This is a genomic window from Arenibacter antarcticus, from assembly GCF_041320605.1.
GTDB lineage: Bacteria > Bacteroidota > Bacteroidia > Flavobacteriales > Flavobacteriaceae > Arenibacter > Arenibacter antarcticus.
In genome coordinates, this window is sequence record NZ_CP166679.1 from 722,805 (window position 1) to 749,499 (window position 26,695).

Annotated in this window: 18 protein-coding genes; 2 read left to right on the forward strand and 16 right to left on the reverse strand. The window is 40.6% G+C overall.

Translation table 11 applies throughout. The features are described 5' to 3' along the window. Position 1: 1 nt before the first annotated feature. From ruvA to ruvB, 5 genes are all read right to left on the reverse strand, one after another. The gene (gene ruvA / locus KCTC52924_RS03075) at positions 2 to 583 is read right to left on the reverse strand and encodes a Holliday junction branch migration protein RuvA (protein WP_251808893.1); all 582 of its coding nucleotides are present in this window, start codon (positions 581 to 583) and stop codon (positions 2 to 4) included. 123 nt (positions 584 to 706) lie between these two features. Continuing rightward, positions 707 to 3,004 carry an NADP-dependent malic enzyme gene (locus KCTC52924_RS03080; protein ID WP_251808892.1) on the reverse strand — a complete coding sequence of 766 codons (2,298 nt, stop codon included), beginning with the start codon at positions 3,002 to 3,004 and terminating at the stop codon, positions 707 to 709. A gap of 320 nt (positions 3,005 to 3,324) precedes the next feature. Then, positions 3,325 to 4,245, reverse strand: a complete 921-nt coding sequence (gene queG, locus KCTC52924_RS03085; protein WP_251808891.1) for a tRNA epoxyqueuosine(34) reductase QueG — start codon at positions 4,243 to 4,245, stop codon at positions 3,325 to 3,327. Positions 4,246 to 4,251: 6 nt separating this feature from the next. Continuing rightward, a complete protein-coding gene (locus KCTC52924_RS03090) occupies positions 4,252 to 5,583 on the reverse strand; it encodes a cytochrome P450 (RefSeq protein ID WP_251808890.1) in 1,332 nt (443 codons plus the stop codon). Positions 5,584 to 5,637: 54 nt separating this feature from the next. Next, positions 5,638 to 6,660, reverse strand: a complete 1,023-nt coding sequence (gene ruvB, locus KCTC52924_RS03095; RefSeq protein WP_251808889.1) for a Holliday junction branch migration DNA helicase RuvB — start codon at positions 6,658 to 6,660, stop codon at positions 5,638 to 5,640. Positions 6,661 to 6,889: 229 nt separating this feature from the next. On the opposite strand from ruvB, the gene KCTC52924_RS03100 reads away from it, so the two are divergent. Beyond that, entirely contained in the window at positions 6,890 to 9,154 is a 2,265-nt protein-coding gene (locus KCTC52924_RS03100) for an acyl-CoA dehydrogenase (RefSeq protein ID WP_251808888.1), read from the forward strand. Between the two features lie 42 nt (positions 9,155 to 9,196). Here the strand turns inward: KCTC52924_RS03100 and KCTC52924_RS03105 are convergent, their stop codons facing one another. From KCTC52924_RS03105 to KCTC52924_RS03145, 9 genes are all read right to left on the reverse strand, one after another. Continuing rightward, positions 9,197 to 10,018, reverse strand: a complete 822-nt coding sequence (locus KCTC52924_RS03105) for a GIN domain-containing protein (RefSeq protein WP_251808887.1) — start codon at positions 10,016 to 10,018, stop codon at positions 9,197 to 9,199. 196 nt (positions 10,019 to 10,214) lie between these two features. Continuing rightward, positions 10,215 to 12,035: a cbb3-type cytochrome c oxidase subunit I gene (locus tag KCTC52924_RS03110; RefSeq protein ID WP_251808886.1), complete on the reverse strand. Its 1,821-nt coding sequence runs from the start codon at positions 12,033 to 12,035 to the stop codon at positions 10,215 to 10,217. Between the two features lie 43 nt (positions 12,036 to 12,078). Beyond that, complete coding sequence (locus KCTC52924_RS03115) at positions 12,079 to 13,137, reverse strand: cytochrome c oxidase subunit II (protein ID WP_251808885.1); 1,059 nt, start codon at positions 13,135 to 13,137, stop codon at positions 12,079 to 12,081. A gap of 33 nt (positions 13,138 to 13,170) precedes the next feature. Continuing rightward, positions 13,171 to 14,463: a quinol:cytochrome C oxidoreductase gene (locus KCTC52924_RS03120; protein ID WP_251808884.1), complete on the reverse strand. Its 1,293-nt coding sequence runs from the start codon at positions 14,461 to 14,463 to the stop codon at positions 13,171 to 13,173. Positions 14,464 to 14,481: 18 nt separating this feature from the next. Then, a complete protein-coding gene (locus tag KCTC52924_RS03125; protein WP_251808883.1) occupies positions 14,482 to 15,042 on the reverse strand; it encodes a cytochrome c in 561 nt (186 codons plus the stop codon). An 11-nt stretch (positions 15,043 to 15,053) separates the two neighbouring features. Next, a complete protein-coding gene (locus tag KCTC52924_RS03130; RefSeq protein WP_251808882.1) occupies positions 15,054 to 15,575 on the reverse strand; it encodes a DUF3341 domain-containing protein in 522 nt (173 codons plus the stop codon). A 3-nt stretch (positions 15,576 to 15,578) separates the two neighbouring features. Further along, the gene (gene nrfD / locus KCTC52924_RS03135; protein WP_251808881.1) at positions 15,579 to 17,327 is read right to left on the reverse strand and encodes an NrfD/PsrC family molybdoenzyme membrane anchor subunit; all 1,749 of its coding nucleotides are present in this window, start codon (positions 17,325 to 17,327) and stop codon (positions 15,579 to 15,581) included. Between the two features lie 37 nt (positions 17,328 to 17,364). Further along, positions 17,365 to 20,475: a TAT-variant-translocated molybdopterin oxidoreductase gene (locus KCTC52924_RS03140; protein ID WP_251808880.1), complete on the reverse strand. Its 3,111-nt coding sequence runs from the start codon at positions 20,473 to 20,475 to the stop codon at positions 17,365 to 17,367. 36 nt (positions 20,476 to 20,511) lie between these two features. After that, the gene (locus tag KCTC52924_RS03145) at positions 20,512 to 21,843 is read right to left on the reverse strand and encodes a c-type cytochrome (protein WP_251808879.1); all 1,332 of its coding nucleotides are present in this window, start codon (positions 21,841 to 21,843) and stop codon (positions 20,512 to 20,514) included. Positions 21,844 to 22,073: 230 nt separating this feature from the next. On the opposite strand from KCTC52924_RS03145, the gene KCTC52924_RS03150 reads away from it, so the two are divergent. Further along, positions 22,074 to 22,445 (forward strand): SPOR domain-containing protein, encoded by a 372-nt coding sequence (locus tag KCTC52924_RS03150; RefSeq protein ID WP_251808878.1) that lies wholly within the window; start codon positions 22,074 to 22,076, stop codon positions 22,443 to 22,445. A gap of 44 nt (positions 22,446 to 22,489) precedes the next feature. Here the strand turns inward: KCTC52924_RS03150 and infB are convergent, their stop codons facing one another. Beyond that, complete coding sequence (infB, locus tag KCTC52924_RS03155) at positions 22,490 to 25,414, reverse strand: translation initiation factor IF-2 (protein ID WP_251808877.1); 2,925 nt, start codon at positions 25,412 to 25,414, stop codon at positions 22,490 to 22,492. 44 nt (positions 25,415 to 25,458) lie between these two features. Then, entirely contained in the window at positions 25,459 to 26,691 is a 1,233-nt protein-coding gene (nusA, locus tag KCTC52924_RS03160; protein WP_251808876.1) for a transcription termination factor NusA, read from the reverse strand. Between the last annotated feature and the right edge of the window lie 4 nt (positions 26,692 to 26,695).

The window sequence follows — 26,695 nt, forward strand, 5'->3', positions numbered from 1 at the left end:
GCTATAAATTTTTAAGCGCCAATTTTATAATATCCTCCACGCTTAGTCCGGGATCTTGACCTACAACTTTGTCCACCACTTTTTCAGCTTGCTTTCGAACAAAACCAAGAACCTCTAATGCAGATAACGCTTCATCTTTATCTGTATTGCTTGAAGGAACTGAAAGTTCATCAATATCATAAATTTTCAGAATCTTATCCTTTAGGTCCAAAATCACCCGCTGCGCAGTCTTGGTACCAATCCCTTTAATCCCCTGTATGGTTAGGGCATCGCCCGTAGCAATGGCATCCCTAATCTGTGAGGGTGTTAAAGAGGATAACATGGTCCTTGCGGTACTGGCCCCGATCCCCGAAACGGACAACAATAATCTGAAAATCTCCCGCTCCGATTTTTCCGAAAAACCGAACAAACTATGGGAATCCTCCTTCACTTGTAAATGGGTATAGACCTGTACATTCTCCGTCTCCGCAATTTTGGAAAAGGTATGTAGTGAAATATTAACAAAATACCCTACCCCTGCACATTCTATGACCAGATGGGTCGGATTTTTTTCTACTAGTTTTCCTCGTAAGTGGGTAATCATTGATCAGTTATTGGTTTTGTATTGATTTTAAAATTAAGGCTACCTAAGAAAATGCAATATAGGGACCTCCATACCACCAACTCTTATACTTAGGAATATAGCGGTAATCCATCCACAGATAAATTACATTTTTGCTATTTTGGCCTTTTTCCTCTTTTCCCTTTCTTGGGCATCTATTACCGCAACTGCCGTCATATTCACCATCTCATCTACACTGGCCCCCAATTGAAGGATATGTACCGATCTCCTTAGTCCCACCATAATGGGGCCAATGGAATCGGATTGATTTAATTCTTTTAGGAGTTTATAGGTGATATTTGCCGATTCCAAGTTCGGGAAGATCAAAGTATTTACTTTTTTCCCGGCTATTTTTGAAAATGGAAATTTCCCTTGGTGCAATTCTTTATTAAGGGCGAAATCTGTCTGAATCTCACCATCTACCTGCAATTCTGGATAGTTGGCATGTAATATCCGTGCTGCTTCTCTCACCTTGACGGCATGAGGATGGGTAGAAGAACCAAAATTTGCATAGGACAACAAAGCCATAACGGGGGTAAATCCGAAGGTGGTGGCCACATTGGCGGTCATTCTGGCAATTTCCGCAATTTCTTCCGCATTAGGATCTATATTAATGGAGGTATCCGCCAAGAACATGGGGCCCCTTTCAGTAATCATAATATTAACAGTGGACACTTTTTTTACATTGGCAGCCCTTCCAATTACTTCAAAAACGGGTTTTACTACTGTGGGATAGGCTCGGGAATATCCAGAGATCATTCCGTCTGCATCGCCTTTCAAAACCATCATGGATCCAAAGTAATTCCGCTCTCTCATTTTTAATTTTGCCCCATAAAGGCTTACCCCACTACGCTGACGGTTTTCAAAAAACTTTTCAGCATAGCTATTTCTCTTTTCAACGGTCTCTTCTGCGTGTGAGTCTATTATCTCTATATCGGCATCAAATTCTAGCTCTTTTTTCAATTCGTTGATTACTGCTTTATTCCCCAACAATATAGGGATCGCAATACCCTCTTCATAGGCAATCTGCGCCGCTTTTAGAACATCCAAATGATCAGCTTCCGCATAGACAATTTTCTTGGGATCCATTCTGGCTCGGTCGTGCAATAAGCGAACTACTTTATTGTCGTTACCAGAACGTTGCCACAACTCTTCTTTGTATTTGTCCCAATCCAGGATTGGCACCTTTGCCACCCCACTATCCATGGCGGCCTTTGCCACAGCTGGTGGAATTTCCAAGATCAGTCTGGGATCAAAAGGTTTAGGAATTATATACTCCCTTCCAAAGGTAAGTCTGGTTAGTCCGTATGCAATGTTCACTTGTTCGGGCACCGATTCCTCAGTGAGTTCGGCCAAAGCCTTTACCGCAGCCATTTTCATAGCTTCATTTATCTTCGTTGCTCTAACATCTAATGCTCCCCTAAAAATAAACGGGAATCCAAGTACATTATTCACTTGATTAGGATGATCAGACCTTCCTGTAGCCATGATAATATCTTTCCTTGTTTTTATGGCTAAATCGTAATCTATCTCCGGATTAGGGTTGGACATGGCGAATACAATAGGATCTTTGGCCATGGTCAATAGCATTTCCGCGCTCAGGACATCTGCCTTGGATAGCCCTATAAACACCTCGGCATCTACCATTGCTTCTTCCAGGGTTTCAATTGGTCGGTCTGTTGCAAATTCCAACTTTTCACCAGTCAGGTTTGGACGATCCTTTCTGATTACCCCTTTGCTATCCAACATCACTATATTTTTGTCCCTCGCACCAAAAGCTTTGTACAGACGGGTACAGGACACTGCCGCAGCACCTGCTCCACTGACTACAATACGCACCTCTTCCATTTTTTTCCCGGTAAGTTTTAGCGCATTCAATAAGGCTGCCGCAGAAATTATTGCCGTCCCATGCTGATCATCGTGCATAACCGGAATATCGAGCTCCTCCTTTAATCTTCGTTCTATTTCAAAAGCTTCGGGAGCTTTAATATCCTCTAGGTTGATCCCACCAAAAGTTGGTGAAATAATTTTTACGGTCTCTATGAATTTTTCTACGTCTGTTGTATCCAATTCTATATCGATACTGTCTATATCTGCAAAAATCTTAAACAGTAGACATTTCCCTTCCATTACAGGTTTGGAAGCCTCAGGACCAATATTCCCGAGCCCTAATACAGCAGTACCGTTAGAAATTACAGCCACAAGATTTCCCTTGGCAGTATATTTGTAAACGTTATCCTTATTTTTAGCAATTTCCAAACAGGGTTCCGCAACCCCAGGAGAATAGGCAAGCCCAAGATCGCGCTGGGTAGAATAGGGTTTTGTTGGGACAATTTTTATTTTACCTGGTTGGGGTTTCGCATGATATACCAATGCTTCACGTCTAGTACTTTGCTTGCTCATAGAGTTCTATTTAGAAAAACAAAGTTAACAGTATTCTTCAAATTATAAGAATTTAAAAAATGATAAGCCATCAAATCATAGTCTTGTCATAAGAGAGCAACTGACGTCCATCAAAATAAAGCATTGTTCAACCCTATTTGGATAATATCTGCTTTTATGAAGTTGTCTATTTAGGATGAAATCTCAAAACGATCCTCTAATTAATTTCACAAAACCCTGATTTACATAAAGATACCTAAACTCATGTTAAACATAGTTCGCGGTCTCGGGCCCGTCCGAGTGAGACTCAATACTCACATCTCAATACTTAGTACTACAAACTACTTTAAAAAATCAATATTCCTTGTTAGACCAGAAAATTTGGTGCGTTTTACAGCAGATTTTTGAAACACCTTTTTAAATACATCCTCGGTGATTTCTTCCCAATCCTTTTTGGTCATGGAGAGCATTTCCGGTTTAGGATTAAATAAAGGTTCCCTATGGGGTTTAGAAAAACGGTTCCATGGACATACATCCTGACAAACGTCACAACCAAACATCCAATCATCAAATTTTCCTTCGAATTCCGTAGGAAGCTCATTTTTTAGTTCGATGGTAAAATAGGAGATACATTTACTACCATCAACCACATAAGGGGCAACAATGGCCTCTGTAGGACATGCATCCAAACAAGCGGTACAGGTTCCGCAATGATCGGTTACCCGAGCATCGTACTCCAAGTCAAGATCTACGATCAATTCCGCAATAAAATAAAAAGAACCTACTTGTTGGGTCAGCAGATTACTGTGTTTGCCGATCCATCCCAATCCGCTTTTAGCAGCCCAGGCCTTATCCAATACGGGTGCCGAATCTACAAAAGCCCTACCGTGGACCTCTCCTATTTCCACGGAAATAAATTCCTGTAATTCTCGCAACTTGGATTTTATAATGTGGTGGTAATCCTGCCCGTACGCGTATTTGGATATTTTATAACTGTCTTTAACCTGTTTCTCCTCCGGATAATAATTTAGCAAAAGGGAAATAACCGATTTTGACCCCTCTACCAGTTTGGTCGGATCCAAACGCTTGTCAAAATGATTTTCCATGTACTGCATTTCGCCGTTCATGTTATTGTGAAGCCATTTCTCTAATCTCGGCGCTTCTTCCTCCAAAAATTCAGCTTTTGAAATACCGCAGGACAAAAAACCAAGGCGTTTAGCTTCTTCTTTTATAAGTTTGGTATTCTGATCCCTGTTTTTCAAAATAGTCTATCGTTCTTTAAACATTAAAGTTACACCCTTTGGCTTTAGGGATATCAGTGGATTTAATTCTATAGCATCCATCGTAGTGGTTATTTTGTATTTCCTAATAATTTCGGTGATAGCAATGATCATTTCAACCATAGCAAAATTATTGCCCACACACATTCTTGGTCCAGCCCCAAAGGGATAGTAAAAATCACCATATTCCATTTTGTCCAACGTTCTGAAACGACCGGGCATAAATTGGTCCGGTTTTTCCCAATACTCCGCATATCGGTGCAGTTCATAGATAGACATCAATACCATCGTATCCTTAGGAATGGCAATCCCCTCATAGGTATCATCCTCAAGAGCAATCCTATCTATAACATAGGCAGGTGGATACATCCTTAAAGCTTCCTCCAAACACTGTTTTACTAAAGGAAATATATTTCCCCATTGGGTGAATCCTATTTCGGAAAATTTTAGTTTCACAGTTGACACCTCCTGATGAACTTCTTCTTGAATTTCCGGATGCTTCGCCAATAAAAATAGGGCAAAGCTTAAGGCATTAGCTGTTGTTTCATGCCCAGCTGTAAAAAGAATCAATACTTCATCTACCAATTGGGCATCGGACATAGGGGAACCATCCTCGTATCGGGCCTTTAACAGCATATCCAAAAGATCGTCCATTTCTCTGGAAGCACCGCGTCTTTCTTCAATGATTTCTCGGAGTAGCGTTTTAGATTCCGCAGCAAGGGCAAGGTGTTTATCGATTTGACCACTCATTTTAAACCACCCTTTAAGATAAGGCTGTCGCATTTCCTTGATCAGCATACGTTGATTGGCCTCGGTAATATACTTTAGTCGTGACATTTTATCCCTGATATCAGCACTGCTGAAAAGTGATTTTGCCACCACCTGAAACGCCAGATCTCCCATTAGGGAAAATACATTTTGCTCCCTTCCCGTCACTATATGACCAAGTTCAAAGAGAATTGCATTGCGCATTACTTCTATTAGGTTCTCCAGTTTCTTCTTATGAAACGCGGGTTGCACCATTCGCCTATGTGTTCGCCAATGCTCCCCATTAGAGGTAAGAATACCATGCCCCACATATTTGGCGAGATCTACCGTTTGCAGGGGCGATTTTTGGAATTTCTTATGCTGCTTTTGCAAGATATGCTTAATAAGACCAGGGTTTCTGGTAAAAAGGACAGATTCCTTACCGCTTAGCCTAATCTTGAAATGGTCTCCATAGGCCTCAAAATTCATATGATGAAAAGGTAATGGATTTTTCAGGATCCCACGAGCATTTTTTAAGACATGAAACCTAGATACCAATTTTAAATTGTTCATTATTTCAAGGGATATAGGTTTATGGAAGTTTTTAGTCCAACTTGCCCTAACGCGTTAAAAGAGTCCGGGCTGAATGCTGCCTTTAATTCTCCCCAAATGCTTATAGGCCAATTCCGTTACTTCCCTTCCCCTTGGGGTACGCATAATAAACCCCTGCTGAATTAAGAAAGGTTCATAAACTTCCTCTATGGTTTCCGCACTTTCGGATACTGCGGTGGCCAGAGTGGAAATACCTACGGGACCTCCCTTAAACTTATCGATTATTGTGGTCAGAATTTTATTGTCCATTTCATCCAATCCGTGAGCATCTACATGCAATGCGTTTAGACTATACTTGGAGATGTCCATATCGATACTTCCATTTCCCTTTATCTGGGCAAAATCCCTTACCCGTCTAAGTAGGGCGTTACATATTCTAGGGGTCCCCCTACTCCGACCAGCAATTTCTATAGCGGCCTCCAAGCTTATGGGAACTTTTAGTATTTCTGCACTTCGCTCCACAATGGTAGACAACAATTCCGTAGAATAATATTGCAATCTGCTTTGGATACCAAATCGTGCCCGCATGGGAGATGTCAACAACCCAGACCTTGTGGTGGCACCGATAAGTGTAAACGGATTTAGATTTATCTGAACCGATCTGGCATTGGGACCAGATTCGATCATAATATCTATCTTGTAATCTTCCATGGCCGAGTATAGGTATTCCTCCACAATGGGACTTAAGCGATGAATCTCATCAATAAAGAGCACATCTCTTTCATTAAGATTGGTCAACAATCCTGCCAAATCGCCTGGTTTATCAAGGACCGGACCGGAAGTGATTTTTATCCCAACTCCCAGTTCATTGGCCAAGATATGGGCAAGGGTAGTTTTACCAAGTCCCGGAGGGCCATGGAACAATGTATGATCTAGCGCCTCATTTCTCTGATTGGCCGCTTCCACAAATACCTTTAAATTTTCCAATACCTGTTCTTGACCTGTAAAATCATCAAAACTAACAGGACGCAAGGCCCTGTCAATATCTAATTCTTCGGGACTAAAACCATCCGTCGTGGGGTCTAAATTCTCATTCATACACCAAAGATAATGGAAATCGGATTAGTTATCAGGGAAAATTACTATTGTAATTTTAAGGTGGGGAACATAACTAAATGAAGCGAGATCATTCAATTATTCCATAGTCTTATATTTGGCAAATACCGTTATTTACTCCCGTTATTGGAATATACTTACCAATACCAAATTAAAATTCCGCTCCTTGCACTATCTTATAGGGAGTCAAAAAAATTTGTACATTGAAGGCATGGAAAAGACAAATTATTCATCAAGCATACTTCAATATATTCCCTACTTTTTTATTATTTGGTCAGATGACTTGCTCTCTGTTTCGGAGGTAGCGGTGGTTAGGCGCATCATTAAGAACGACCCTACCCTATCCGAAGATGAGCGTGAGTTGCTTTATACATGGCTCCATAAGGAAGCGCCTCCAAAATGGAAGGTCATTAAAAATTGGGCAGAAATAATTTCCAATTCTGGCGTAAAATTAAATGAAAGCGACACCTACCCCCTGACTTCGTTTAGCAAAAAACTAGCTTCCCTGAATGGAGGGGATCCAAGCATAAACGAAAAATTATCTGAAATTGAAATCAACCTAGGCATCCAACCAAATCACTACAATCATTTATTTGAAGTGGAAGTTCAAAAGGAAAAAACCTCGAACTACTATAGTGGGAAAGAAATTCACCAAATACTAATGGGTGAACACAACCAACAATTAGAACATTTTGGGGAATTTCTCTCCCATCCTAACTTTTCTTGGGAGGTTAACAGGGATCTTGATGGGTTTAGGAAAAAGGTACTCACCCAAGTACAGCACTTAGGTGAGAAGGGATACGGGGCCATGGCCTACCCCGAAGAATATGGAGGAATCAACAATATGACCTTATACGCTAATATCTTTGAATATCTGATGTTTGTAGACGGCAGTCTCACTATTAAATTTGGGGTACAATTTGGCCTTTTTGGAGGTAGTGTACAAAAACTGGGCTCCAAAAAACATCACGACCAATATTTAAAGAATATTGGTGAAGCCAAATTACTGGGATGTTTTGCCATGACGGAAACCGGACATGGATCCAATGTTAGGGGGATTAAAACAACCGCCACTTATACTCGGGAAACGGATGCTATTACGATACATACCCCCGGGAAAAACGACAACAAGGAATATATTGGCAATGCCCTGCACGGGTCCATGGCCACCGTTTTCGCCCAATTGATCGTCAAGGGAAAGAACCATGGTGTACATGCCATTCTTGTTCCCTTAAGAGACGAAAATAACAACCTCATGCCAGGAGTCACAATAGAAGACTGTGGTTATAAATTAGGGCTTAACGGTGTTGATAATGGAAAAATATGGTTTAATCAGGTACAGGTGCCACGTGAAAACCTATTGAATAAATACGGGGACATAAAACCCGATGGGAGTTATTATTCAGCTATAAAAAATCCAAATAAGCGATTTTTCACAATGTTGGGCACTTTGGTAGGAGGAAGAATATGTGTTGCAAAAGGCGCATTGGGTGGAGCCAAAATGGCATTGGCTATTGCTGTTAAATACGCATTAAAAAGGCGCCAATTTAATGATTCCATTAAGATACAGGAGGATTTAATCATGGATTATCCCTCCCATCAATTAAGATTAACCCCTCCCATCGCCAAATCTTATGTATACCATGTTACCTTAGAAGCACTGATGAAGACGTATAGCGATGATACCATAACCGATAAACGAGAAGTTGAAACCCAGGTAGCGGCTCTAAAAGCCGTTATTACTTGGTTTGCCAATGAGACCATTCAAGAATGCAGGGAAGCCTGTGGCGGTAAGGGCTATCTTTTGGAAAATAGGATTGCGGACCTCAAGACGGATGTGGACATCTTCACCACTTTTGAAGGAGACAATACCGTATTACTGCAATTGGCAGCCAAGGGTATTCTTTCCAATTTTAATAGCGAACTGAACAGTGGTGGTTTTAAGGCAGTATTAAAAATGGTTAGTTCCCAGATAAAGGATAAACTAGTAGCCATAAATCCCGCCTATTCAAATAAGGTGGACAAGGACCATCTTTACAACCCTAAATTTCATCAACACGCATTCGACTATAGGACCAGAAGACTCACTTATTCCCTAGCCATGCGGATAAAGGATTATATTAAACGTGGAGTGCCTCCCTATCAGGCATTTTTAAAGGTACAGAGCCATTTACTGGCATTAGGCAAGGCTTACAGCTGCGAATTGGCCTACACCACCTTTGTGCGTTATACAGACAGCATAGAAGACCAAAAAAATAGGGAACTCTTTAAAAAACTAGGGGCATTGTTTGCGCTTCAAGAAATAAGGGAAGATGCCACCTGGTATTTAGAACACGGATATATTGGTAGTACGAAATCCAAGGCCATACGCCAAAGAGTTGAACGGTTAAGTACCGAACTACGCCCACACATTGAGAACTTAGTAGATGGATTTGGCATCCCGGAACACTGTTTAACAGCCCCTATCATCCGCTAGGGTGGGGTAAAACTGAAATAGTATTTAACACAACACAAAAGCTTATTTTCGCCGGTGCAATTCGGAGGTATCCAAAAATTCTTGTAGGTTTATTTTTCCTTCCCCATAAACATAAGTTTTTGAGGATCCAGAAGCATATAGCTCTATTGAATTAGTCACCATAACTTCTGCGGAAGTATTGGAGTTCAAAGTGACGACCATAGAATCTACTTCCAATTTACTAGCTTTTAAGACGGCGTATTCCATTAATTTAATTTGGAGGTTAGTAGAAACACCTTCTAACTGGGCCTCGGATTTATCCAGCAATTGCACATTTATGGATTCCGCTACCGCATAGAGTCGCAATTTGGCCTTGTCCTTGAGGTCTATATTTAATGCATCCCCTTCCATCTTAAAGTCACCACTACCATTCCCTACCATAACAATATCGAGCACTTCCGCATTTACGGATAATTCTGCTTTTGCCCCACCACTAATATCCACCCTAAGGGCATCGGTAGCGAAGGTATCTTTGGAAAGGATCTTTCCGTTATTTACCGTTATTTGGTTCAATTGATTGAAAAATACGGTTATATGAAGTCTTTTTTTAGAGGTAACATTGTAAAACGAGCTTATGGTCAGCGTTTCATTCTCCACCTCAAACCTCAGGATATCCACTAAATTTTCGTCGACTTCCAATTCATAGCCTTCGTTAGAACCTGTTTTTAGAACCACCTCTAAATCATCTTCCAAAACAATTGCATTGAAGAAAGGCAGATTCTCCTTCACCTCTATTACAGTTCTATTCCCTTTGATCTTTGGTTTTCTTTGGGTGTAGGCTGTCAAGTTTACGGTCAACAGCACTAACAATATTATCTTTTTCACTTATTTCAATTTAAAATGACACTAAATTTTCTGATAGTACAAGTATAATGCCAAGGAAAATGGCACACTGATAGGCATCAATATGATATGAAGCATTAAAATACAACAGAAATAAGCACTTAAAAAATACTTGGTATTAAGGTACAAAAAAAGTCCATCGTAGGGATGGACTTTTTTCTTTCTTAATTTTATAAATCTAGTGTTGCAATTCTTCCTCACCATCAAATAAAGGAACATTTTGCGGAACATAATCCTGAGTAGGTATTACGTATTCACCATCCTCATTGGTTTTACTGTAATCGTAAGGCCATCTGTGAACTTCTGGTATTGCTCCAGGCCAGTTTCCATGGATACCTTCTACCGGAGTAGTCCATTCTAAAGTAGTTCCCTTCCAAGGGTTTTGTACTGCTTTAGTACCATAGAAAATACTTTTTACAAAATTGTATACAAATATCAACTGTACGAATGCTGCTAAAATAGCAAATAAAGTCATTAACACTTGAACATCTGCAAGGTCATCGAACATTGGGAAAGCGGTATTCTCATAGTACCTACGTGGTACACCAGCCATTCCTACGAAGTGCATCGGAAAAAATATACCATAGGAACACACCGCGGTAATCCAAAAATGCACATAACCCATATTTTTGTTCATCATTCTGCCAAACATTTTTGGGAACCAGTGATAAATACCCGCAAACATTCCGTATAGTGCTGAGATCCCCATTACCAAATGGAAGTGAGCAATTACAAAATACGTATCGTGAACATTAATATCCAAGGTACTATCTCCCAAAATAATTCCTGTTAAACCACCTGAAATAAAGGTAGATACCATTCCGATAGAGAACAACATGGCAGGGTTTAATTGGAGATTACCTTTCCACAGCGTGGTAATCCAGTTAAAGGCTTTTACCGCAGAAGGAATCGCAATCAATAAGGTGGTAAATGTAAATACCGAACCTAAGAATGGGTTCATTCCTGAAATAAACATATGGTGTCCCCAAACAATGGTAGACAAAAATGCAATTGCCAGAATTGATGCAATCATTGCGCGGTACCCAAAAATTGGTTTACGTGCATTAACCGCCAGAACTTCTGACACGATACCCATTGCAGGTAGAATTACAATATATACTTCCGGATGGCCCAAGAACCAGAATAAGTGCTCATACAAAACAGGCGACCCTCCTTGATAGTGAAGTACTTCTCCTTGGATAAAGATATCCGACAAAAAGAAAGAGGTACCAAAACTCCTATCCATTATCAGCAATAAGGCTGCGGATAAAAGAACAGGGAAAGAAACTACACCTATGATAGCCGTAACAAAAAACGCCCAGATAGTCAAAGGTAACCTTGTCATGGACATCCCTTTTGTCCTAAGGTTGATTACGGTTACAATATAATTCAATGATCCCAATAGTGATTGCGCAATAAATAGGGCCATAGAGATTAACCAAAGTGTCATTCCCATTCCTGAACCTGGCTGAGCCATAGGCAAGGCACTTAATGGCGGATAGACTGTCCAACCAGCAGCAGCGGGTCCGGCCTCCAAAAATAGGGAGGATAACATAATTATACAGGCCACGAAGAATATCCAATAGGACAACATATTAAGGAAGCCTGAAGCCATATCCCTTGCACCGATCTGCAATGGAATTAGTAAGTTACTAAAAGTACCACTAAGTCCGGCTGTTAGAAGGAAGAAAACCATAAGGGTACCATGAATGGTTACCAAGGCCAAATATACATCGGCATCCATAACACCGCCAGGTGCCCATTTTCCTAATATTGCTTCAAATACCATGAAGGATTCTCCTGGCCAGGCCAACTGCATTCTAAACAATATAGACATGGCAATACCTAAAGCCCCCATGATTAAACCAGTGATCAAATATTGCTTAGCAATCATCTTATGATCCTGACTGAAAATATATTTGGTCACAAAGGTTTCCTTGTGATGGTGTCCGTGATCATCTGAATGATCTTCTACATGTGCGTTAGCTGTTACAGACATAATTGTATTTTTATATTTTTTTAATGTTATTAATTACAGTCGATTATTGTGCAGAAGACATAAATGCCCCAAAGGTTTTTTGACTTGCGATCCAAGTATTGTATTCCTCTTCAGTCTCCACAATAATTTTCATCTGCATATTATAATGCGATTTCCCACAAATTTTGTTACATAACAACACATAGTCAAACTCCCATGGGTCACTGTTATCCTCACCTCTAGCCGCTTTTTCGGCGCGAAGTTCATTGATCCCTTTAACTTTTTCCACTACATCTGGCTTTTGCCTCATTTCTGCGGTAGTAATAGTCGGTGTAAATGAGAATTGAGTGATCATTCCAGGAACAGCGTTCATTTGCGCCCTAAAGTGGGGCATAAATGCAGAGTGAAGCACATCTTGTGAACGTATTTTAAAATTAACTTTTCTACCTACAGGTAAATGCAGCTCTTTTACAATAATATCATCAACACCGTTAGGATCCGAATTATCCAATCCAAGGACATTGGCATTATCAATATCAATCATTCTAACGTTAGCCTCACCGAGTACGTTATCATTACCTGCATATCTGGCTGTCCAGCTAAATTGCTGTGCGTATAACTCAACCGTCAACGGATCGTCCTCATCATTAATATCCATAATATTAGTCCAAGCGTAAAGACCCCATAAAATAAGTCCAGACAACACAATTACAGGAATAATGGTCCAAATAAACTCCAACCGATCGTTATCGGCATAGAATAAGGCTTTCTGACCTTTCCTACCTCTATACTTATAAGCAAAGAAGTGTAACAGAAACTGGGTGATGGTCTGAACTATAAAGATGATGATCATAGAAACCAACATTAAGTCATCGTATTCCCCACCGTGGTCAGATGCCGCTTCTGGCAAAAGTGTCTTGGTGTATTTTACAAAACTAAAAATGGTAATACCGTATAGGAAGATCAAGAATGCGAACATCAAATACCCATTGTACTTGTTATCCGAATCGCTTGCAATTTGTGAATTACTAGATCCGATTTGTGATAATTCGAATATCTTGGTCATTTGCCAAATAGCAATTCCAACTAATATTAAAACAACTATAGTTAATAATGCAGTCATCGTATGATTTGAAATTATACTTTAAATTAAATACTAATAATGAAAATGTTTACTCTCCTCTATAAACGGGTTCCGCTTAGGTTGTAGGGGTGCTTTTGTCAGTGCCCTGAACACAAAGAATATAAATGCCCCTGCAAAAAACAATACGGATCCAATTTCAGCAATACCAATGCCCCATTGATCACCAACGGTAGCTGGCATAATAGCCACAAATAAATTCATATAATGCCCAATCAAAATAACAATCCCCGTCATAACCACGAACCAATTAACCCTTTTAAAATCGCTGTTCATAAGTAGCAATAATGGGAAAACAAAGTTAAGGACCAGCATTCCAAAAAACGGTATTTTATAATCCGAAATCCTAGTAACGAAATAGGTTACTTCTTCAGGAATGTTGGCATACCATATCAGCATAAATTGGGAGAACCAAAGGTAGGCCCAAAAAATACTCATCCCGAACATAAATTTAGCTAAATCATGGATATGGCTGTTATTCACATCTTTTAAATAACCTTTAGATTTCAAATAAATAGTTACTAATGCAATAACGGTTATCCCGGTTACAAACATACTAGCGAAAATATACCATCCAAAAAGGGTACTGAACCAGTGTGGATCCACACTCATGATCCAATCCCAAGACATAATGGATTCCGAAATAAGATAGAATACCAAGAAACCTGCAGAAATTCTAAAGTTCAATTTAAAATTACTATCATCGTTGGATTCATCCTGTGCCAAGGATAACTTCCTTGAATACTCCCTATATAAAATCCAACCACCTAAAAATATCACTGCTCTTATTAAAAAGAACGGTCCGTTAAGGTAGCCCGACTTATTTAACAACAACTTATCATTTGCAACGACATCGGCATCCATCCACACAAACAGATGGTTCATATGGGCTACAGAAAGGACTAAAATAACGAATACAGCAATTCCACCTGGGACTAAGTAAGCCGTAATACCTTCCATCACCCTAAATAACAAAGGAGACCATCCTGCCTGAGCGGCACGCTGTACTGCATAAAAAGCTAGGGTTCCGAGTGCGATCATCATAAAGAAAAGGGCCGCCACGTACAAAGCAGCCCAAGGCTTATTCTGTAATTGGTGTAATAAATGTTCATCGTGAGACGAATCATGAGCAGTAATATCTTCTGTTGCATCATACGCATCTGCATGCCCATCATCATGTGAGGCCACCATTGCCTTTGCCTCCTCGACTGTACTTGGTGCAGTTATAAAACCGATACCAATTCCCAAAACACCCACAGCCATTAGTATGAATGAAGCAATTTTTAATCTATTTGAAAAAGTATACATATTGCTAATATCTAGGTCTTATTTTGTTAAATCTTCTTTCAATTTCATTACGTATTCGGACACTTGCCAACGCTCCTTAGTATCCAACTGCCCTGCATAGGAACCCATTGAGTTTAAGCCGTAATAAATAGTGTGGTAGGCAGAACCAACGGTTACATTCCTGGCCACATCGGCATAACTGGGTACTCCAAGGATCTTCTCCCTTTTCACCAAATTCCCTTGTCCATCACCCTTATCACCATGACAAACTGCGCAATAGATAGTATACAATTCCTTGCCCACCTTTAAATTATCCTCTTGCTTCAGAGAATCTAATGGACTTGGGTTTAACATGGACAACTCCTTGCCTTCCATGGTATTTTCTATTCCATAGGGGATCCAACCTCTAGGTATGCTGTTTTCCACAGGTTTCATAGCTGCTTGCCCATCGGGAAGAAATTCTACTTTCTGGTAGGTTTCATATCCTACGGACTCGTACATATCGGGCATGAACTGGTAATTTCTACTACTCTTATTAGCACATGAAGCAACTAATAATACCAAACCAAGTACAATCCCTATTTTGCTAAAATTATTCATAATTTCTATGACTACTTTTCTGTAATATTAATTTCGACTGCTCCAGTATCCAACAACAAATCCTTAAGCTCCTGTTCGTTGCCGTGAATTTCAATTTCCATCAAGAAATGATCATCCGTTGTTCTTACATCTGGATTCTCAGCTTCTTTAAATGGCCACAATCTACTTCTTAAGAAGAAAGTGATTACCATAAGGTGGGCTGCAAAGAACACCGTTAACTCAAACATAATTGGAATAAAAGCCGGCATGTTCTGAATGAAGCTAAAAGTGGGCTTCCCTCCAATATCCTGAGGCCAATCCTCAATCATGATGTAATTCATCATCACAATAGATATCACCAGACCTACACAGCCATACAAAAATGATGTAATAGCCAATCTTGTAGGAGCCAATCCCATTGCCTTGTCCAACCCGTGAACGGGAAATGGACAATAAATATCTTCTATATGATGCTTGGCCGCTCTCACCTTTTTAACAGCATGCATTAGCACATCGTCATCATCATAAAACGCATGTATAACTTTAGACGCCATAATCTATTTCTTATTGTTTAAAATCCTTGCTTGTCCTGCCCAATCGTCTCTTAGTGCCCTACCTGGGAACAATTCCGTGATAGCATCCAATAAATCATATTCCCTTTCGGTCATACGTGCTACCTGCGCAAATGTGAATATCCCAATTTGATTAAGGCTAGCTTCCATTTGTGGCCCTATACCTTTTATCTCTTTAAGATCGTCCGCTTGTTGTTTTGTAGGATCAAATGTTCCTACCACATTCAACAATTCAGAGATGCCATTTTTATCGTCCTTTGCAGGCACAACCTCACCCATTATTACATCGTCTGTGATGGGCATTTTCTCCGAAACAACTGGTCTAATAGAAGATATTTGATACAATGGCTTCCCAGCATCCCTTAGTTTTTTATACTTATCTCCAGAAGATTTTAAAATGGTCTTCACCTCGGCCTGCGCAATAACAGGGAACGTTCTAGCATAAAGTAAGAATAACACAAAAAAGAATCCTATAGTCCCTATAAAGGTACCTATGTCCACAAATGTAGGAGAGAACATTGTCCATGCAGAAGGCATATAATCCCTGTGCAAGGAGGTTGCAATAATTACAAATCTTTCGAACCACATCCCTATGTTTACCACAATAGATATAAAGAAAGAGAACATTATACTAGTTCTGAGTTTTTTGAACCACATAAATTGCGGCGAGAACACGTTACAGGTCATCATTGCCCAATACGCCCACCAGTAAGGTCCGGTAGCCCTATTGAGGAAAGCATACTGCTCATACTCCACCCCGGAATACCAGGCCATAAACAATTCTGTTATATAAGCACAACCTACGATAGAACCCGTCAACATAATAACGATGTTCATCAACTCTATATGCTGCACGGTAATATAATCTTCCAAGCTACTTACTTTTCTCATGATGATCAACAAGGTATTCACCATTGCAAATCCTGAGAAGATAGCCCCAGCAACAAAGTACGGAGGGAAGATAGTGGTATGCCATCCCGGTACTATCGAAGTAGCAAAGTCAAACGATACAATAGTATGTACAGAAAGTACCAACGGCGTAGCCAATCCGGCCAATACCAAGTGCACTTCCTCAAATCGTTGCCAGTCCTTTGCACGGCCTGACCAACCAAAGCTTAACAAGCTATATATTTTCTTTTGAAACGGCTTTACAGCACGATCCCGGATCATCGCAAAATCTGGCAATAAACCTGTCCACCAGAACACTAAGGAAACGGACAAGTAGGTAGATATTGCGAATACGTCCCATAGTAATGGGGAGTTAAAGTTCACCCACAATGATCCAAATTGGTTGGGGATAGGCAACACCCAATACGCCAACCAAGGTCGACCCATGTGGATAATCGGAAAAAGACCCGCCTGCATCACAGAGAAAATGGTCATCGCTTCCGCAGAACGGTTAATTGCCATTCTCCATTTTTGTCTAAATAACAATAGTACTGCAGAGATCAAGGTACCGGCATGCCCGATTCCTACCCACCAAACAAAGTTGGTAATATCCCAGGCCCAGCCTATTGTCTTATTTAATCCCCAGGTTCCGATACCAGTAGATATCGTGTAGATTATACAACCAACCCCCCAAAGAAATGCCGCCAAGGCAATGGAAAATACAATCCACCAATGCTTATTGGCCTTTCCTTCTACCGGAGCTGCGATATCCACAGTTACATCGTGGTAACTTTTGTCTCCAAGTACTAAGGGTTTTCGTATAGGTGCTTCGTAATGCGACGCCATAATTTAATATATAGTTACGTTCCTTTTTATTTTTTGATTAAGCTTCTTCTGTATTTCTCACTTTTGTGTGATAAAATACATTTGGTCTTGTTCCAATGTATTCAAGAAGGTGATACATACGCTCACTTTCCTTCAATTCCGTAATCTTGCTCTCCTTATCATTTATATCTCCAAAGACCATTGCTCCGTTACCACAGGCAGCCGAACAAGCAGTCTGAAATTCTCCATCCTCAATAACACGACCATCACGTTTGGCGTCTAAAATAGTCTTTTGCGTCTTTTGGATACACATAGAGCATTTCTCCATCACCCCTCTAGACCTTACGGTAACATCTGGGTTGATGACCATTTTACCTAAATCGTTGTTCATATGATAATCAAACTCATCATTATCACTGTACAAGAACCAGTTAAACCTTCTCACTTTATACGGACAGTTGTTTGCACAATACCTAGTACCTACACATCTGTTGTAAGCCATTTGGTTTTGCCCTTGACGTCCGTGCGATGTTGCCGCAACAGGACAAACTGTCTCACATGGAGCATGGTTACAGTGCTGGCACATAACCGGCTGAAAAACCACTTGTGGGTTTGTAGCTGGATCCTCCATCTCGCCAAAACCGCCCAAGGATCCCTTATCGCCGAACAGACCATCAAATTCATCCTTCTTAGTAATATCTCCTGCAAAAGTATCCTCAGAAGAATAATACCTATCGATACGCAACCAATGCATATCCCTAGATTTTCTCACTTCTGATTTCCCTACCACCGGCACGTTGTTTTCAGCGTGACAAGCAATTACACAAGCCCCACACCCGGTACAGGCATTAAGATCAATAGACAAGTTAAAGTGATGCCCAATTGAGCGATCAAAACTATCCCAAAGATCAACACTTGTTGCCGGAACTTCCTGATGATCCAAGGACACTACAGGTTTTGGATTCCACTCCTTGGCATCTTTAGTATTAAATATTTCTAGAGTAGTCTCTTTTATAATATCCCCCCTACCCATTAAAGTCCCATGCAACTGCACACTAGCAAATTCGTGCATTCCAGAGGTCCTCTCTAAGCTTACATTTTGGGTTTTGGAGAAGTTTTTATACAGAACATAAGCATTAACCCCAGTCTGCATTTCACTCTTCATACCCACTGTTTTCCCATAACCAAAGGAAAGCCCTATAGAACCAGGAGCTTGCCCAGGCTGTATAATTACTGGAACATTCTCAACAGAAACACCATCTACGGTAAGCGTAACATAACTGCCATTAAGACCACCATTAGCAGAATTATCATTAATCAACCCCAAATCAGCTGCATCTACCTTGGAAACCGTAACATAGTTATCCCAAGAAATTCTGGTCAATGGATCCGGAAACTCTTGTAACCATGGATTACCAGCTTGCTGACCATCACCCATCCCAATTTTGGGATACAAGGTAAGCTCCATACCCTCAGCATTTGCTCCGGATAGACCGGACAACGCAGAAGCCAATGGAATTAAAGCTGCATTACTAGCGTTACTGTTTTCGGACGCACTCTCTTCAACTACAGATACACCTTCTGAAACAAATACACCATCGTGCAATGTTTGGTTCCAGTCAGCATCTGCCAATATATTAGTATCCCATGTTTCCCTTATATAATCATAATAAGAAACATCCTTATCCATCCATTTAAGCAAAGCCGTTTGAAACTGTCTTGAATCGAACAATTCCTTAATAGTAGGCTGCATTAAACTATAGTATCCTTTTTTAAACTGTGCATCTCCCCAAGATTCCAAATAGTGATTGGATGCTCCTACATACTGAACCACTTCCGTAGTATCAGTAGCATTCATAGAGAAGGCCAATGTTAGGTCCACATTTTGTACTGACTCCACAAAATCGGCCGCATTCGGTAAGGCGTACACTGGATTGACACCATCCATAAATAATGCTCCTACTTTACCGGACTTCATATCCGCCATAAGCGCATTTACAGCAGCATTACTCCCCTGTCTCACATATTTAGGAGCAGAAGCGTCAAACACCTTACTTCCCAACAGCTCATTTATCGCAAGCACTACAGCCTGTGCATTCACATCATCTATACCCGACACAACCACCGAGTTTGATTTATTTTTCAAGACTTGTGCTGCTGCGGCATCCAAGGCCGTTTTTGCATTATCAGACAAACTACCAGCAGAAGCGGAAGTACCATTCAACTTAGCATAGAAATAAGCCAAAGCCACTTTCTGTTGCGAAGGGGTTAACGGCACCCTCTTATCAGCGTTTGCACCAGTTAAGGACAAATTAGCCTCGAACTGTATATGCCTAGACATCTTACCTTTTTTAGGCACACGACCTCTAGAATAACCACTATCATAGCCACCACCTTGCCAATCCCCAAGGAAATCAGCTGCGAAAGAAACAATAAGGTCTGCCTTTTCAAAATCATAATCCGCCAATGCTCTTTCGCCGTACTTGGCCTCAAAAGCAGATAAGGCTGCATCTTCAGAAATAGCATCATAGGTCACATGATCCACATTTCCATAAACCGTTTTAAACTCTTCAATCAATCTAGAAGTAGATGGACTTGCATAAGTTTGCGTTAAAAGTGCGATTTTTTTAGTAGAATTCTTTAAGGAATTTAATTTGGCTTTTACCGCGGCATCAACATCACTCCAAGCCACAGGCTCTCCATTAAAGGAAGGCCCCTGCAAACGAGTACTGTCATATAAACTCAATACCGAAGCATTAACACGGGCATTGGCAGAACCGCCCACCTTTGCTTCCACATTATTTTCAATTTTAATAGGACGCCCTTCACGTGTTTTAACTAAAACACTTGCAAAGTCGAACCCATCAGCAATAGTGGTAGCATAGAAGTTAGCCACACCGGGAATAATATTATCCGGCTTCACTACATAGGGAATGGATTTCATTACCGGACCTTCACATGCGGCAATAGACGCAGCTGCAGTACTAAATCCCACATATTTTAGAAAATCCCTCCTATTGGTAGAGGTAGAAGCCAAAGCTTCCTTATCTCCCAAAAACTCATCTACCGGAATATCTTCGGTAAACTCATTTTGCCTTAGCGTCTCAACAATGGAATCGTTCGGATTTAACTCCGCCTCACTTTTCCAATATTTCTTATTTGATGACATATTGATATATCTGAAATTATCTTGTAAATAGTTTTCTTAATAGTGACACTTACCACATTCCAATCCGCCCATTTGAGCAGCTGTTAGCTTTTCCACTCCGTATTTCTGAGAAAGTTCGGCATGGATTTTTTCATAATACTCATTACCTTCTACTTTTATATCGGTCTGTCTGTGGCAATCAATACACCAGCCCATGGTAAGCGGAGCATGCTGCTCCATAATTTCCATTTCCTGAACAGGACCATGACAAGTCTGACATTCTACACCTGCTACAGAAACGTGCTGAGAGTGATTAAAGTAAGCGAAATCCGGAAGATTGTGAACCCTCACCCATTCTACCGGCTTTGTCTCACCAGTGTAACGTTGATTCTCCTCATCCCAACCTACTGCTTCATATAATTTTTTAATTTCACCTGTATAAAACTCATTGGTATACCCATTGGCAAGATCCTCCTGACTAGGCCCATCAGGACCACCCGTGTATTCATAAATAGATTTATGACAATTCATACACAAATCCAAGGAAGGAATTCCAGCAGTTTTAGAAACCCTAGCTGAAGAATGACAGAACTTACACTCAATTTCGTTATCCCCTGCATGTATTTTATGCGAGTAGTGAATAGGCTGAATTGGCGCATATCCTTGATCGATACCCACCTGCATCATCCATCCATATGCAAAATATGCAGCACTCAATAAAAGAAAGACAGTAAACACCAATACCAAAAACTGATTTTTAGCGAACGCCTTCCAGAGCGGCAATCTTTTTTCCGACTTTTCCTTTACCATCGAGACACCATTGGCCTCAGCAATTTTTCTCAAAGTCTTGTTCACCAACACCAACATCATCACCAACAGTCCAAAAATAGCGATCAAACCACCTAGAATAACCTCATTGGAGATCCCAGAACCCGATCCAGCACCTGATTCATTACCATCTGCAGCAGCTGCACCCGCAGCCGGCACAGCAGCAGGAGCGTCGGTATACGCTAATATATTATCAATATCCGCATTGGAAAGTGTTGGAAACGGCGTCATCATCGCCTGATTATACTCATTGTATATCTTCACAGCGTCAGCATCGCCAGATTTAATCAAAGCGGAGCTATTCTTTATCCACTGATACAACCACTCTCTTTCATATTTCTCACCAACCCCTGCCAATGGCGGACCGGTCATATTCCTAGTCAAAGAGTGACATGCAGCACAATTCTGATTAAACAGTTGCTTGCCCTTTGCAGCATCAGCATCGCCCGATGAAGCCGCCGCAGTTTCTTGCGCAAAAAGTGAATTTGAAAGCAGTAGTACAACTACCAGACTGACACCTAAAACCTTAGAAATTAGATTGCGGTATGGAACCTTTTTCATATTAAAAAATATTTCTATCGAAAGTTTGGCACGGTATTTATTCCTATACAATTGGGAATTTCTAACCCTTGCTTAATTTGATGAGCAAAAATACACAATACACTTTATTTGGGAAATGTTAACGCAAGCATAATTACTAATTTATACCAATTCTAAATAATAATAAAATCTTTTGATTGATTCTTAATAAATTAACTTTGCAAAACAATAATTATCTAATATTGAGATTTATGAAAACTACCTCTTTTTTTATCCTTTTGGCCTGTTCCACTATTTTTTGCACTGCCCAACAGGGTAATATCAATGTACAACAAGATAGTAAAATCAGCAAATTGCTGGACATCTATAAAACCGTTAACGAAAACAATGACTACTATCGAATTCAAGTAGGTTTTGGCTCCTTTCAGGAGGCTCAAAAATTAAAAGCAGAGGTAGATCAGGATTTTCCAGATTGGCCAACCCGGATCGATTTTGAATCACCAAGCTACCGGGTAAGGATCGGAAAATTTAAGACACTATTACTAGGGGAAAGAAAACTAATAGAAGTACGTCAAAAATACCCTAGTGCAATGCTCCTAAAACCAGAAAAAACGACCAAATAGGTCGTTTTTTCTTTTATATTTATTATTGTTCAAAATACTCCTGACTATTTCAGTTTCTTCTTCACAGCTACTTCTTGGAATGCTTCTACAATATCCAATTCCTGGATATCATTGTAATTTTTAACCTGCAGACCACAATCGTATCCTTTGGCTACTTCCTTAACGTCATCCTTAAACCTCTTAAGAGAAGACAGTAACCCTGTATGGATAACCACCCCATCTCTTATCAATCTAATATTGGAATTCCTAAAGATCTTACCACTGGTTACCATACAACCTGCAATTGTACCAATTTTAGAAATCTTAAAGGTTTCCCTTATTTCCGCAGTACCCGAAATCTCTTCCTTCATTTCTGGAGAAAGCATTCCTTCCATCGCATCTTTCAGGTCGTTAATTGCATCATAAATGATGGAATACATCCTAATATCGATTTCTTCCTTATCAGCCAACATTCTGGCGTTACCCATTGGCCTAACGTTAAACCCTATAATTACAGCGTCCGAGGCAGAAGCCAATAGAACATCTGATTCTGTGATAGGACCAACTGCTTTATAAATGATATTTACTTGAATTTCAGCAGTAGAAAGTTTCTGGAACGAATCCGTAAGTGCTTCAACTGAACCATCCACATCCCCTTTAAGGATAATGTTCAATTCTTTAAATTCACCTAGTGCAATTCGTCTTCCAATCTCATCCAAAGTAATATGGCGCTGAGTCCTAACTGACTGCTCTCTTAATAACTGAGAACGTTTGGTAGCAATTAATCTCGCCTCCCGCTCATCTTCAAGAACATTAAACTTATCACCAGCTTGTGGAGCTCCATCCAATCCTAGGATAGAGATCGGCCTTGACGGACCTACTTCTTTCAATAAATTACCACGTTCATCCTGCATGGCCTTAATTTTACCACTACAGGTACCGGCAAGTACATAATCCCCTATTTTCAAGGTACCAGCCTGAACCAAAACAGTAGACACATATCCCCTACCCTTATCTAGGAAGGCTTCAACTACTGTACCAGAGGCCATTTTATTTGGGTTGGCAGTAAGCTCTAAAAGCTCTGCTTCCAACAACACCTTTTCCAACAACTCCTTTATTCCAAGACCTGTCTTGGCAGAAATATCTTGGGACTGAATCTTACCCCCCCAATCTTCCACCAACAAATTCATCTGAGCAAGGCCATCTTTGATCTTCTCAGGATTAGCGGTTGGTTTATCTACTTTATTTATTGCAAACACTATAGGAACCCCTGCCGCTTGGGCGTGGCTAATAGCCTCTTTGGTTTGCGGCATTATATCATCATCAGCTGCAACCACAATAATTGCGATATCCGTTACTTGGGCACCACGTGCACGCATCGCCGTAAAGGCTTCGTGACCAGGTGTATCCAAAAACGCCATTCTTTGACCATTTTCCAAGGTAACCCCGTATGCGCCGATGTGTTGGGTAATACCTCCACTTTCACCGCCAATAACATTCTCTTTTCTTATGTAATCTAATAAGGATGTTTTCCCGTGATCCACGTGCCCCATTACCGTAACAATTGGTGCTCTTGACACCAAATCTTCTGGTGCATCGGCCACTTCCACTATACTATCCTCTAGATCAGCAGTTACAAATTCTACTTCAAATCCAAACTCATCGGCAACAATAGATAAGGTTTCCGCATCCAATCGTTGGTTCATGGTAACCATGATTCCCAAGGACATACATGCCGAAATAATTTTTGTAGTAGGAACATCCATCATTGTAGCCATCTCACTAGCAGTCACAAACTCTGTAACCTTTAGTGTTTTGCTTTCCAATTCTTGCTGCTCAATATCCTTCTCCGTTTGCTGACGGTGCTGATCTCGTTTATCTCTTCTATACTTGGCGCCTTTTCCTTTTTTGGATTTACCTTGTAATTTTTCCAAGGTTTCGCGCACTTGTTTTTGCACATCCTCCTCGGTAGGTTCTACCTTGGCGGTGGATGCAAATCGCTGTCCCGGGGCTCTTCTAACCACCGGACCTCTAGGTGGTCTAGCAGCAGGCGGACGATTTGTCTCTGTCCCAGGTTTCGCGATTATTCTCTTTCTTCTTTTTTTCTTGTCCGCGGCATCTGCAGCCTTAGCCACTTCTTTCTTCTTCTTGGGCTTTTGGAATTGACTGAGGTCAATTTTATCCCCCATTATCTTGGGGCCCGTAAGCTTTTGATATTTAGTTTGGATCACCTCATTTTCAGGTGCCGATTCAGTCTCCACAGCCTTCTCTTCTTCTTTTTTAGGTACTTCCGCCACTTTGGGTTGCTCCACTTTTACCGTAGGAACTTCCTTCTCTGCAGGTTTAGCCTCTGGTTTAATCACCTCTTCAGAAGCCTTAACCTCTTTGGAAGCTACAGCTTTTTTCGGAGCCTCAACTTCTTTCGGAGCTTCAACCTCCTTAGGAGATTCAACCTTTGGGGCCACAATAGCTTTTTCCACTATTTTATCCACAGGCTTTTCAGCGACCACTTCTGGAGCTTTCTCAATTTCTTTCTCAACAACTTTTTCAGTTGCCTTTTCCACCGGTTTTTCTGGGGTCACCTCTTCCGTTTTCTTCGGTATTGGGGCTGCCGTCTTTCTTCCTGCATCCAAGTCGATCTTTCCTATAGTCTTTGGTCCGGGAAGTTCTACTTTCGCCTTGATGACAGTCTCTCTCTCCGTCCTTTTCTCCCTAGCTAGTCTTTTCTCTTCCTGCTCTTGCTCCAACTGTAGTCGCAAGGCCTCCTTTTCTTTCCGCTTCTCCTCACCAACTTCTTTGGACGCAACTTTCTTGCTCATGTCCGTCTGGAACTCATCCAATAGAACTTGATACACATCGTTCGATATTTTGGTAGTAGGCCTAGCATCAATATCATGCCCCTTGGACCCGAGATAGTCTACCGCTCGATCCAATGAAATATTAAGTTCTCTTAGGACTTTATTAAGCCTTATCGTTGCATTATCCGCCATAAATAATTGATTCCTATTCTTGTAATTTATTGCTAATATATAGTTTAATCTTCTAATTCTTCTTTTAGAATACGAACAACTTCCAAAATTGTCTCCTCTTCTAAATCGGTTCTTTTAACCAAATCAGCCACATCTTGTTCCAATACGCTTCTTGCTGTATCCATTCCGATTTTCTTAAACTCGGCTATAATCCAAGCTTCTATTTCGTCGGAAAATTCAGTAAGCTCCACATCTTCTTCTACTCCCTCACGGAATACATCAATCTCATATCCCGTCAATTGCCCTGCCAACCTAATGTTATGACCTCCTCTTCCAATAGCTTTTGAAACTTCTTCCGGCCTAAGAAACACTTGGGCCGTCATTTTTTCATCGTTCAATTTTACCGAGGAAACTCTAGCCGGACTCAATGCCCTGGTCACTAAAAGTTGCGGGTTGCTGGTCCAGTTGATAACATCAATGTTTTCATTCCCAAGCTCACGTACAATGCCATGGATCCTAGACCCTTTCATTCCCACACAAGCTCCTACCGGATCAATACGATCATCATAAGAATCTACGGCTACTTTTGCCTTTTCACCTGGAATCCTTACTGCCTTTTTAATCGTAATCAAACCGTCGAATACTTCGGGGATCTCTTGAAAAAACAATTGCTCCAAAAACTTTGGAGAACTTCTGGACATAATAATAGTTGGCTTGTTACCTTTAAGCTCCACGCTTTCTATTATACCCCTTACGTTATCACCCTTCCTAAAGAAATCTGATGGGATCTGCTTGTCTTTCGGCAAGATAATCTCATTTCCCTCATCATCCAAAAGAATAATGGCCTTATGTCTAATATGATGCACCTCAGCGGTGTAAATCTCACCTTCAAGCTCCTTAAATTGCTTGTAGATCGTTGTATTATCATGCTCATGGATCTTAGAAATAAGGTTTTGCCTTAATGCCAAAATTGCCCTTCTTCCCAAATCTATTAATTTCACTTCCTCAGAAACGTCTTCACCTACCTCAAAATCGGGCTCTATTTTTCGGGCTTCAGAAAGGGATATTTCTTCATTAGGATCTTCAACTTCATCATCTACAACAACGATCCTATTCCTCCATATCTCTAAATCCCCCTTATCTGGATTGATAATAATATCAAAATTATCATCAGAACCAAACTTTTTCTTTAACGCGTTCCTAAACACATCCTCCAAAATCGCCATTAGCGTTACCCTATCTATGAATTTATCATCCTTAAATTCTGAGAAAGATTCGATTAGTGCAATATTTTCCATTTTC

Bases quoted from the DNA above. Each gene is read 5' to 3' on its own strand.
- KCTC52924_RS03125 (WP_251808883.1), bottom strand. From the start codon at position 15,042: ATGAATAATTTTAGCAAAATAGGGATTGTACTTGGTTTGGTATTATTA.
- KCTC52924_RS03090 (WP_251808890.1), bottom strand. From the start codon at position 5,583: ATGAACAATTTAAAATTGGTATCTAGGTTTCATGTCTTAAAAAATGCT.
- KCTC52924_RS03120 (WP_251808884.1), bottom strand. From the start codon at position 14,463: ATGTATACTTTTTCAAATAGATTAAAAATTGCTTCATTCATACTAATG.
- KCTC52924_RS03145 (WP_251808879.1), bottom strand. From the start codon at position 21,843: ATGAAAAAGGTTCCATACCGCAATCTAATTTCTAAGGTTTTAGGTGTC.
- KCTC52924_RS03115 (WP_251808885.1), bottom strand. From the start codon at position 13,137: ATGACTGCATTATTAACTATAGTTGTTTTAATATTAGTTGGAATTGCT.
- KCTC52924_RS03080 (WP_251808892.1), bottom strand. From the start codon at position 3,004: ATGAGCAAGCAAAGTACTAGACGTGAAGCATTGGTATATCATGCGAAA.
- nrfD (WP_251808881.1), bottom strand. From the start codon at position 17,327: ATGGCGTCGCATTACGAAGCACCTATACGAAAACCCTTAGTACTTGGA.
- KCTC52924_RS03100 (WP_251808888.1), top strand. From the start codon at position 6,890: ATGGAAAAGACAAATTATTCATCAAGCATACTTCAATATATTCCCTAC.
- ruvA (WP_251808893.1), bottom strand. From the start codon at position 583: ATGATTACCCACTTACGAGGAAAACTAGTAGAAAAAAATCCGACCCAT.
- KCTC52924_RS03110 (WP_251808886.1), bottom strand. From the start codon at position 12,035: ATGTCTGTAACAGCTAACGCACATGTAGAAGATCATTCAGATGATCAC.
- ruvB (WP_251808889.1), bottom strand. From the start codon at position 6,660: ATGAATGAGAATTTAGACCCCACGACGGATGGTTTTAGTCCCGAAGAA.
- KCTC52924_RS03150 (WP_251808878.1), top strand. From the start codon at position 22,074: ATGAAAACTACCTCTTTTTTTATCCTTTTGGCCTGTTCCACTATTTTT.
- KCTC52924_RS03140 (WP_251808880.1), bottom strand. From the start codon at position 20,475: ATGTCATCAAATAAGAAATATTGGAAAAGTGAGGCGGAGTTAAATCCG.
- KCTC52924_RS03130 (WP_251808882.1), bottom strand. From the start codon at position 15,575: ATGGCGTCTAAAGTTATACATGCGTTTTATGATGATGACGATGTGCTA.
- infB (WP_251808877.1), bottom strand. From the start codon at position 25,414: ATGGCGGATAATGCAACGATAAGGCTTAATAAAGTCCTAAGAGAACTT.
- nusA (WP_251808876.1), bottom strand. From the start codon at position 26,691: ATGGAAAATATTGCACTAATCGAATCTTTCTCAGAATTTAAGGATGAT.